6 protein-coding genes and 1 pseudogene are annotated in these 10,582 nt (G+C 61.3%); 4 read left to right on the plus strand and 3 right to left on the minus strand.

Annotated features, from left to right (window positions below):
* Window positions 1-70 precede the first annotated feature (70 nt).
* On the plus strand, window positions 71-4,243 hold the full coding sequence (locus tag AC2LD7_RS04480) for a CheR family methyltransferase (protein ID WP_484596652.1): 4,173 nt from the start codon (window positions 71-73) through the stop codon (window positions 4,241-4,243).
* 266 nt (window positions 4,244-4,509) lie between these two features.
* On the opposite strand, the gene AC2LD7_RS04485 is transcribed toward AC2LD7_RS04480, so the two are convergent.
* From AC2LD7_RS04485 to tcuB, 3 genes and pseudogenes are all read right to left on the minus strand, one after another.
* On the minus strand, window positions 4,510-6,066 hold the full coding sequence (locus AC2LD7_RS04485; protein ID WP_484596653.1) for a sigma-54-dependent transcriptional regulator: 1,557 nt from the start codon (window positions 6,064-6,066) through the stop codon (window positions 4,510-4,512).
* Window positions 6,067-6,232: 166 nt separating this feature from the next.
* Complete coding sequence (locus tag AC2LD7_RS04490; RefSeq protein WP_484596654.1) at window positions 6,233-7,207, minus strand: D-2-hydroxyacid dehydrogenase family protein; 975 nt, start codon at window positions 7,205-7,207, stop codon at window positions 6,233-6,235.
* Between the two features lie 122 nt (window positions 7,208-7,329).
* A pseudogene (tcuB, locus tag AC2LD7_RS04495) lies at window positions 7,330-7,527 on the minus strand (tricarballylate utilization protein TcuB); the annotation flags it as partial.
* A 230-nt stretch (window positions 7,528-7,757) separates the two neighbouring features.
* On the opposite strand from tcuB, the gene phhA reads away from it, so the two are divergent.
* From phhA to AC2LD7_RS04510, 3 genes are all read left to right on the plus strand, one after another.
* The gene (gene phhA / locus AC2LD7_RS04500; RefSeq protein WP_484596655.1) at window positions 7,758-8,543 is read left to right on the plus strand and encodes a phenylalanine 4-monooxygenase; all 786 of its coding nucleotides are present in this window, start codon (window positions 7,758-7,760) and stop codon (window positions 8,541-8,543) included.
* A gap of 201 nt (window positions 8,544-8,744) precedes the next feature.
* Window positions 8,745-9,101, plus strand: coding sequence for a 4a-hydroxytetrahydrobiopterin dehydratase (locus AC2LD7_RS04505; RefSeq protein ID WP_484596656.1), 357 nt, complete (start codon window positions 8,745-8,747; stop codon window positions 9,099-9,101).
* The gene (locus AC2LD7_RS04510) at window positions 9,098-10,297 is read left to right on the plus strand and encodes an amino acid aminotransferase (RefSeq protein ID WP_484596657.1); all 1,200 of its coding nucleotides are present in this window, start codon (window positions 9,098-9,100) and stop codon (window positions 10,295-10,297) included. Before AC2LD7_RS04505 ends, AC2LD7_RS04510 begins: the two co-directional genes overlap by 4 nt.
* Window positions 10,298-10,582: the final 285 nt, after the last annotated feature.

Genomic DNA, 10,582 nt, shown 5'->3' on the forward strand with positions numbered 1-10,582 from the left:
CGCCCGACCGTCCTGCTGTCTTTCCCTATGCCGCCGAGCTCAAAGAATGTCGGATCACACCGAGGAATCAATGACTACCAGCCCAGAGCCTTCCATGCCGAAGAACACCGAATTGGCCCGAAGCACGCTGGATTATCCAGTGGTTGGTATCGGTGCCTCGGCCGGCGGCCTGAAAGCCCTGATGACCTTTTTCGAGCAGATGCCGAACGACTGCGGCATGGCCTTCGTGGTCATCATGCACCTGTCCCCCAAGCATGAAAGCAACGCCGACAAAATCCTTCAGAACGTTACTCGAATGCCTGTGCTACAGGTCAACCAGCCAGTGCCCATCGAGCGCAACCATGTCTATGTGATTCCGCCTGCGATGGACCTGTCGATGAACGACGGTTACCTGCGCCTGTTGAAACCCACCCGCGAGCGTGGGCCTCAGGTGGCCATCGATTTATTCTTCCGCGCGCTGGCAGACGTGCACCATACCCACGCCGTCGGCATCGTACTGTCCGGCAGCGGTGCGGATGGCTCGGTCGGACTCTCACGCATAAAGGAACAAGGCGGCGTAACGCTGGCACAGGCGCCCGGGGATGCCGAATACGACTCGATGCCGCTCAGCGCCATCGAAACCGGCATGGTCGACATCGTGCTGCCGGTGGTGGAAATGCCGCAGCGGCTTGTAGAACTGGCGCGCAACCTGACGGCACTTCTAGCTCGGCAAGACCCTCTGCCACAACCCGGTGATACCGAGCAGGCCGGCGCCGCACAGGGTGAACTCGAATACGCACAGGCCCATGCCCAGTCCAAACCCAACGAACTGGCATTGCGCGAGATACTCACATCACTTCGCACTCGTACCGGTCACGATTTCCGGCACTACAAGCTGGCGACCGTGTTGCGTCGCATCGAGCGGCGAATGCAGGTCAACGCCCTGCGCGACATGCCTAGCTACGCCAGATACCTGCAGGGTCATGCCGAGGAAACACCCGCGCTGCTGGCGGACATGTTGATCGGCGTGACCAACTTCTTTCGCGATCGGGAAGCTTTCGAGGCACTGGAGCGCGACACCATTCCCGCGCTGTTCGAGCAGAAGACAGACTCAGACGACAAATCCCTGCGAGTCTGGTCTGCGGCTTGCTCGACTGGAGAGGAGGCGTATTCGCTTGGCATGCTGTTCTCCGACCAAGCCCAGTTAAGCGGGCCCAGCGTCGAGATCCATTTGCAGCTGTTTGCCACCGACATCGATGATCGTTCGCTGGAAACCGCTCGTGCCGGCATCTATCCCGAAGCCATCGTTACCGATGTACCGCCCACCCGTCTGCGCCAGTATTTCGTAAAGGAACAGAACCATTACCGCATGCAGAAGGAGCTGCGCGAACGCATCCTCTTCGCCCGCCACAATATTCTTCGAGACCCGCCGTTTTCCCGGCTCGATCTGATCTCCTGTCGCAACCTGATGATTTACCTCGATCGGGACATCCAAGTGGAAGTGCTGCGCATGTTCCACTTTGCGCTCAACCCCGGCGGTTATCTGTTTCTTGGCAGCTCTGAAACGGCCGACACCTGCAACCAGCTGTTTGAACCGGTGGACAAGAAAAATCGCATCTACCGTGCCAAGAACGTGGGCTCGAGCCTGCGGAGGACGCCTGCAGGACCCTTTCATGCACTTACGCCCGCCCCGCTGACCAAGCCCCCCCTAAGCGAACCGCCCAGGCGCAACCGCAAATTCTCGTTCGCCGACCTGCACCAACGAGCGCTCGAGCAGTACGCACCGCCCAGTGTGGTAGTCAATCACGAGGCGGAAATCGTGCACATGTCCGATCGGGCCGGCAATTTCCTGCGCTATGTAGGCGGCGAGCCCTCACTGAACCTGACCACCCTGGTCCATCCGCAACTACGCTTGGAGCTGCGCACAGCGCTCTACCAAGCCACCCATACCGGTAAAAGTGTCGAGGCGCGGCGGGTGCAGCTGGAGCGCGACGGACGGCACTCTTACGTGAACATGGTGGTGCGTCCCTTCCGCGACAACGAAGCCGGCAGCGCATACATGCTGGTGATCTTCGATGAAGTTGAAGACAGCATGGACAGCAACACGCTGGAGGACCCCGACACCAAGGACAGCGTGCTCACCCAGCTGGAAGCCGAGCTACAGCAGACCAAGGAACAGCTACAAGTAACCATGGAACACTCGGAAACTTCGACCGAGGAATTGCGCGCCTCGAACGAGGAGCTGCAGGCGATCAACGAAGAACTGCGCTCGGCTACCGAAGAGCTGGAAACCAGTAAGGAAGAGCTGCAGTCGATCAACGAAGAGCTCACCACGGTCAATTTCGAACTCAAGACCAAGGTCGACGAAACCGGCAAGATCAACGACGACTTGCAGAACTTGATCTCCTCAACGGACATCGCCACGCTGTTCGTCGACCGCAAAATGCGCATCAAGTGGTTTACGCCGCGAGTCCGAGACATCTTCAACGTGATCGGCAACGATGCCGGCCGCTCGCTGCTGGACATCACGCATCGCCTCGATTATCCGCAGCTCCACAAGGACGCCATTGTAGCGTTCGAAGCGCTTCATCTGGTCGAGCGCGAGATCAGTAACCGAGAGGGCGATCACTGGTATTTGGCGCGCTTTCTGCCCTACCGGACACTGGATGACCGCATCCAGGGGGCGGTACTGACCTTCATTGACATCACCGACCGCCGCCGCGCCGAAGAACAAGTGCTGGTCGGCGAGGCTCATATGAAGCAACTGGCGCAGAGCACCAAGGGTTACGCAATCATTACCCTGAACTGCGACGGGAACATCACCACCTGGAACCGCGGCGCCCAATATATTTTCGGCTATAGCGAAGAAGAAGTGATCGGCCGCAACATCAACATGATCTATACAGAAGCGGATCGCCTGAACGGAATACCGGAAGCCGAACGTCAACGCGCTCTGGAACAGGGACAGGCCGCCGACGAGCGTTGGCATTTGCGCCGGGACGGCACGCAGTGTTTCTTCAGCGGCCTGGTCAACCCGCTGGTAGACAACAACGGCAAAATCACAGGCTTCGCCAAGATCGCCCGCGACATAACCGATGATCGACAGCGCAGCAACGATCAACAAAACGAGCTGGAAACCATCCAGGCGGCCAATCAGCAGAAAGATCAGTTCTTTGCCGTGCTCTCCCATGAGCTCAAGCACCCGCTCAATCTCATCCAGCTCAATACCGATCTGATCGCCCGCTCCCAGACAGCCAAAAACACGCCGAGCTTGCGCAAGGCCACCCAGGCGATCCAGAGCGCGGTGCGCAGCCAGTCACGGATCATCGATGACCTGATGGACGTCTCGCGCATCCGTACCGGAAAGCTCGTGCTCAACTTCGCCACGCTGCAGTACCAAGAGGTGTTCAAGGGCATCGAGGCGGTATTCAGTCCGCTGGCCCAGGCTGAAGGCGTCATCTTCGAGACCTTCAAGCCGGACCAGCCAATCCTCATTCACGCCGACCCCACGCGGCTGGAACAGATCATCTGGAACCTGCTGAACAACGCCTGGAAATTCACCAAGGGCGGCGATCGCATTCGCATGCAGCTCGAGCGCGAAGGCGATCAGGCCCGACTGGACGTAATCGATACTGGCGAAGGGATATCCGCAGACTTCTTGCCTAAGGTCTTCGACATGTTTGGCCAGGCCGAAATGCAGCATGCCCAGCGTTCCAAGCACGGGCTTGGCATTGGTCTGGCGCTGGTCAAGCAGCTGGTCGAGGCACACGGCGGCCGTATCGATGCGTTTTCCGAAGGCCCTGGCCGTGGCGCGCGGTTCAGCGTCTGGCTGCCGATGCATCTGCAGACCGAGCTAGAACTTAGCGGCATGCTGGAAAGTGATGACGCAGGCGGCCTGTCCGGTATCAGCATTCTGCTGGTGGACGATTCACCGGACATTCTCGACACCATGCGCGAACTGCTGGAGAGCGAGGGCGCCATAGTGACCATCGCGGACAACGGCGCACGGGGTATCGAACTCGCTGAGCAATCGCGCTTCGATGTGATCGTCTCAGACATCGGTATGCCGGTCATCGACGGCCACAAGATGATGAGCGAAATACGCCGCGGCACCACGAATGCCGATACTCCGAGCATCGCTCTGACCGGTTACGGCACCCTACGCGACGTAGAAAATGCCAAGAGCGCTGGCTTTACGCTGCACCTGCGCAAGCCGATCGATCTCCAAGGGCTGATAGACGCGGTGAGTCAGGCGGTACGCTGAGCCGGCCCGCAGCTCAGCCGGACGCTGAATTGGGCTCGCCCGATCAAGCGCTGTTGGGCAGGCCTTCGGCCAGCTTTCGCCGCGGGGTCGCGCCTCCCACAAAACCAGTGCGGTGCAGGCTGCCTCGTAGGAGGGCCGCCCCGGCGCGAAGCTTTTATGCTCTTGGTAGGCCTTAGCCGCGGCGCCAACAAAACGCAGCGTGGAGCATGGGCACTTCGCGGGATAGCCGACGCTGGCGCGATGCTTTTGTGGCAGCTGACACAGCATCAGGCTTTCTTGCCAATCCCATATTCACGCAGCTTGTTGGCGATGGTGGTGTGCGAGACGTTCAGGCGCTTGCCCAGCAGTCGACTGCTGGGGTGCTGCGCATAAAGGCTTTCCAGCACCGTTTTCTCGAAGCGCCCGACAATGCTGGACAGATCGCCTTCCAGGGAGAACTCGCCCAGCGGCTGCGGCGTACCGTAATCCGGTAGGCGAATGTGCTCCGGCTTGATCACCCCTCCCTCGCACAGCGAAACCGCCTGAAACAAGGTGTTTTCAAGTTGCCGCACGTTGCCCGGCCAACGGTAGCCGGCCAGCCGTTCCAGCGCTTGCGGCGACAAACTCGGCAGCGCGCAGCCGATCTGCCGGCTGGCCTGATCCAGAAAGTGCAGCGCCAGCGGCTCCAGCCCATCGAAGCATTCACGTAGCGGCGGAATATGCAGCGACAGCACGTTGAGCCGGTGATACAGGTCTTGCCGGAATTCACCCTTGGCGCAGAGTTCGGACAGGTCCAGCTGGGTGGCGCAGATCACTCTCACATCCAGATAGACCTCCTCGTCGCTACCCACCCGACGGAAGCAGCCGTCCTGTAGGAAACGCACCAGTTTGGCCTGCAGCCGCGTGCTCATCTCGCCGACGCCATCGAGAAACAGCGTGCCGCCAGCGGTCAGCTCCAACAAGCCCAGCTTGCCCTCCGGACGCGCACCTTCGAAGGCGCCGGGGCCGTAGCCGAACAGTTCGGTCTCGGCCATTGACTCGGGCAACCCCGCACAGTTGAGCGCCATGAACGGCGACTGCCCGCGCGGGCTGGACAGATGACAGGCACGTGCCAGCAATTCCTTGCCGGTACCTGTCTCGCCTTCGATCAGCAATGGCGCATCCAGCGGTGCCATGCGCCGCGCCTCGCGAACCACCGCGGCCATCACCTTCGAGCTCTGGAAGATGCTGTCGAAGCCGCGCAGCTCCTGCTTGCGCACGTTGTAGATACGCTCGCCAACGCGATCGGCGCGGTGCAGCGTCAATACCGCACCGGCCAGGGCTTCGCTGTCGTCATGCTCCGATTGCAACGGCGCGATGTCGGCGAGGAATACGTCGCCCTTGATGGTCACCCGCAAGCCATTGATACGCGCCTTGTTCGCTCGCACCAGTTCCGGCAGGTCGAAGTCTTCGGCATAGCGCGACAAGCTCATGCCCGGCACTTCGTCCACCCGCACACCGAGCAGCTGCGCCGCGGCGCGATTAGCGGCCACGATGGCGCCCGCCATGTCGATGGACAAAACGGGAAACTCCAGCGCGCCGAGCAGCGCATTCAGCTCCAGGGAATGCCGCTCGCTGGGCATCAGTCCCACCTTGCGCACCTCGAACACGCCTTGCAGCGCCTCGATCTTCGGGCGCAGTGCTTGCAGTTGCAGGTTCATCAGATTGGGACAATGCAGATAGACGGCGTTGCCGTGCTCGCCACCCACTTCGCCGCGTGCGACATTGATGCCGTAATCGACGAGCAGTTCGAGCATGTCACGGAGGATGCCGAGGCGGTTCTGGCAGAGAATTTTGATGCGCATGTAATGCCTTCTGGCGTGAGGTATGGCTGCGCAACATCTGCGCCACGCCACGATAATCGTCAAGATTATTTGACACCTCACGCGCACCGCAAGCGGCCGGCTGGCTGGCTGGCTCGACAGCAAGCACAGACGGCGCGCCGCCTGCCGATCAACGTCCGCCAGCAGATCAGACCTTACGTGGCAGAACCTCCGGGTTGGCCAGCTGGCAAGGCTCGCCAGCAAAGAAGGTCTGCACATTGGCGAAGGCATCGCCGAAATACAGCTCGTAACCTTGCCGCTCCACATAACCCAGATGAGGCGTGCAAAGCACGTTGGGATGCTGCAGCAACGGATCCTTCGGGTCGGTCAGCGGTTCGTCCTCGAAGACATCGAGCGCCGCGAACCCCGGCCGCCCCCGATTCAACCCGTCGAGCAGCGCGCCCGGTGCGATCAGCTGAGCGCGACTGGTATTGACCAGTAGCGACGTGGGCTTCATCAATGCCAGATCTTCGCTGGTGACGACGTGCAGCGTGCTGTCCGACAGGCGCAGATTGAGGCTGAGCACATCGACTTCACTGAAGAAGGCCTGCCGGCTGGCAGCAGCCTGATGGCCATCGCGCGTGGCGGCCTCGCGCGATGCCTCGCTGCCCCAGACCATCACCGGCATCTCGAAGGCCTGAGCGTAGCGGGCCAGCCGCTGACCAATCTTGCCGTAGCCCCAGATGCCCAGCGTCTGACCGCACAGCCGCTCGCCCAGATTGATTTGCCACTGCCCCGCATACAGCGCCTGCATCGCCGGAAAGAGCGCGCGCCGCGCCATGAGCATCAGCGTCCAGGTGAGTTCGGCCGGTGCGATGGGAGAACCCCGGCCTTCCATGACCGCTACGCCATGGCGAGTACAGGCGGCAAGATCGAGATGCGCGGCAACCTTGCCGGTCTGGCTGATCAGCTTGAGCCGAGGGAGCCGAGCCAACAGCGCTTCGTCGATGACCGTGCGCTCGCGCGTCAACACCAGAGCATCGGCGTCGGCAAAGCGTTCGGCGAGGACATTCGGATCCTGTTCCGCCTCGTGATAGACCGTCACCTGATGGCCGTCGAGCCGGGCGAAGCAGTCCAGCGAACGGATGACGTTCTGATAGTCGTCGGGAATCACGATGTGCATGCGGTGTTCTCCAATGTCGCCTGCCCGGTCGTCGAGCTGACGTGTGCCGATATTCCAGACCGCACGCCAGCCCGCAGCCGCGATCGGCAGTCCCGCAGGACCGCCGCCGACCGAGCAGCCATTCACTCGCTGCCAAGCTTGAGCCTGTCGGGCTGACGCTTTTCGATGGCGTACTTTAGCAGCGCCGCACTGCGGAAGATGCCATGGGCGAACTTGCCGTAGGGCATGGTCAGGAAGAAGGCCATCACCACACCGAGATGTACCGCCAGCAGCACCGCCATCGCCCCGGTATCGCGTCCGATCAACAAGCCGAAACCGGACTGCGCTGGCGAACGACAGACAAAAAATATCGGCAAGAATAATTTACGGGAATGAACCGCGAAGAAGGCTTTGCTCTGAGCGCTGCGAGAATCGTAAATATATCTTTACGAAATATCGAATCCAGCTACTAAAAGCCTTCAATCCTGCCCTCCTCGCCGGCACGTAACAGCGCTTGAATGAGTGCATTCATAACAACAAAGCTCAGGCGGCCACCCGCTCAGGAGGTCAGATGAAAACAACGAAGTACGTCGCCCGCGAACCGGACGCCACGGGCCACATCCACTATTCGGATGCTGAACACGCCGTCTGGCAGACCCTGATCGAACGCCAGCTGAAGCTTCTCGACGGCCGCGCCTGCCAGGAATACCTGGACGGGATCGAACAGCTCGCCCTGCCCCACGACCGTATCCCGCAGTTGCACGAAGTGAACCGTGTACTCGAAGCGACGACTCGCTGGCAGGTCGCACGAGTGCCGGCGCTGATTCCGTTCCAGACGTTTTTCGAGTTGCTGGCCAGCAAACGCTTTCCTGTCGCCACCTTCATCCGCACCCCGGAAGAGCTGGATTACTTGCAGGAACCGGATATTTTCCACGAGATCTTCGGTCACTGTCCGCTGCTGACCAATCCCTGGTTCGCCGAATTCACCCACACCTACGGTCAGCTCGGCCTCAAGGCCAGCAAGGAAGAGCGCGTCTACCTGGCGCGCCTGTACTGGATGACCATCGAGTTCGGGCTGGTGGAGACGCCGACCGGACGGCGCATCTATGGCGGCGGCATCCTTTCCTCGCCGAAGGAGACGCTTTACAGCCTTTCCGACGAACCCGAGCATCAGGCCTTCGATGTGGTCGAAGCCATGCGCACGCCCTATCGCATCGATATTCTGCAACCGGTGTATTTCGTCCTGCCGGAGCTGAAACGGCTATTCGACGTCGCCCATGAAGACATCATGGGTCACGTGCGTACCGCCATGCAGCAGGGCCTGCATCAGCCGAAGTTCCCGCCCAAGGCGGCGTAGGGTGGAAAACTGCGAAGCATTTTCCACGCGTCGGTTCGGTCGCCACCGATCCGTAGGGTGGATGACGCCGAAGGCTCATCCACCGACCACGACGAGGCCTCCCCCCCAACGTGGCGGACCGAACCCGGCGCGTGGACAAGCCTCCGGCGTTGTCCACCCTACGCTACTTAACTCTTATGCCCTGCACCACAAGGACCCATCATGACCAACCTCACCCAAGCCCACTGCGAAGCCTGCCGCGCGGACGCGCCCAAAGTTTCCGATGACGAACTGGCCGAGCTGATCAAGCAAATCCCGGACTGGAACATCGAGACCCGCGACGGCCACATGGAGCTGGAGAAGGTTTTCATCTTCAAGAACTTCCGTCACGCCCTGGCCTTCACCAATGCCGTCGGCGAGATCGCCGAAGCCGAGGGTCATCATCCCGGCCTGCTCACCGAATGGGGCAAGGTCACCGTGACCTGGTGGAGCCACTCGATCAAAGGCCTGCACCGCAATGACTTCATCATGGCCGCGCGCACCGACGAGGTCGCGAAAACCGCCGAGGGCCGCAAGTGAAACATTTCAGCGATGTGGCGCGGGTTCCCGGCGACCCGATTCTCGGGCTGCTCGATGCCTATCGCGCCGACCCGAATCCGGCCAAGCTCGACCTGGGCGTCGGCGTCTACAAGGACGCCCTGGGCCTGACGCCGATCCCCAAGGCGGTGAAGCTGGCCGAGCAGCGGCTGATCGACAGCGAGCAGACCAAGAGCTACATCGGCGGCCATGGCGATCCGTTGTTCGGTGAGCAGATTCTGCGTCTGGTTCTGGGCGAAGACTCGCCAGCCTTGATCGAAAACCGAGCCGGCTGCACCCAGACACCCGGCGGTACCGGCGCGCTGCGGCTGGTGGGCGACTTCATCGCCAAATGCCTGCCGGGCCGCAGCCTCTGGCTCAGCGACCCGACCTGGCCAATCCACGAAACCTTGTTCGCCGCGGCCCGGTTGAACGTCGAGCACTATCCCTACGTCAACGCGCAGAATCAGCTCGACGTACCGGCCATGCTCGCCGCGCTGGAACGTATTCCCCATGGCGATGTGGTATTGCTGCACGCCTGCTGCCACAACCCCACCGGCTACGATCTGAGCCAGGACGACTGGCGTCAGGTGCTGGAGATCGTCCGTACGCGTGGGCTGTTGCCGCTATTCGACTTTGCCTACCAGGGTTTCGGCGATGGGCTGGACGAGGACGCCTGGGCCGTTCGGCTGTTCGTCGAGGCCTTGCCGGAGGTCCTGATTACCAGCTCCTGCTCGAAGAATTTCGGCCTGTACCGCGAGCGCACCGGCGCGCTGATCGCGGTCACGGCGGATGGCGAATCGTTGATCGACGTCCGCAGCCAGTTCGCCTCGGTGGCACGCAATCTCTGGTCCACGCCACCGTCTCATGGCGCAGCTGTGGTGGCGACGATTTTGGCCAATAGCGAGCTACGCCAGCTCTGGGAACGGGAAGTCGCCGCCAAGCGCGAACGTATTGCCGGGCTGCGCAAGGGGTTGGTCGAGGCGTTAGTAACACATGGCCTGGCCGAGCGCTTCGCGCATATCGCCCAGCAACGCGGGATGTTCTCCTATACCGGGCTGACCGCCGCCCAGGTGCTGCGCCTGCGTCGCGAAGGCTCGGTCTATCTGGTGGAAAGCGGCCGCGCCAATATCGCCGGCCTCGATGCCGAACGGTTGGGCCAACTGGCACAAGCGATTGCGCGGGTCGTGCAAGACTGAGGGCCAATCTTGAAGGAGGCACGCTCGCGACGAACACAGCCCTCGGCCGCCTCACAGCCAAAAGCTTCGCCCCGAGTCGGGCCTCCTACAAAAATCAAACGCACAGTGCCAAGGCCCCACATCGTGCCGCGTTCCGTTGGAGGCGCGCCCGCGGCGAAAGCAAACCCTCGGCCGCCTCACAGCCAAAAGCTTCGCCCCGAGTCGGGCCTCCCACAAAAATCAAACGCACAGTGAACCGCCCCGGCTTTCCCGGAGGCTCCAACTCTTGAGAGGATGGAGCCATGA

This window comes from Stutzerimonas sp., from assembly GCF_982611455.1.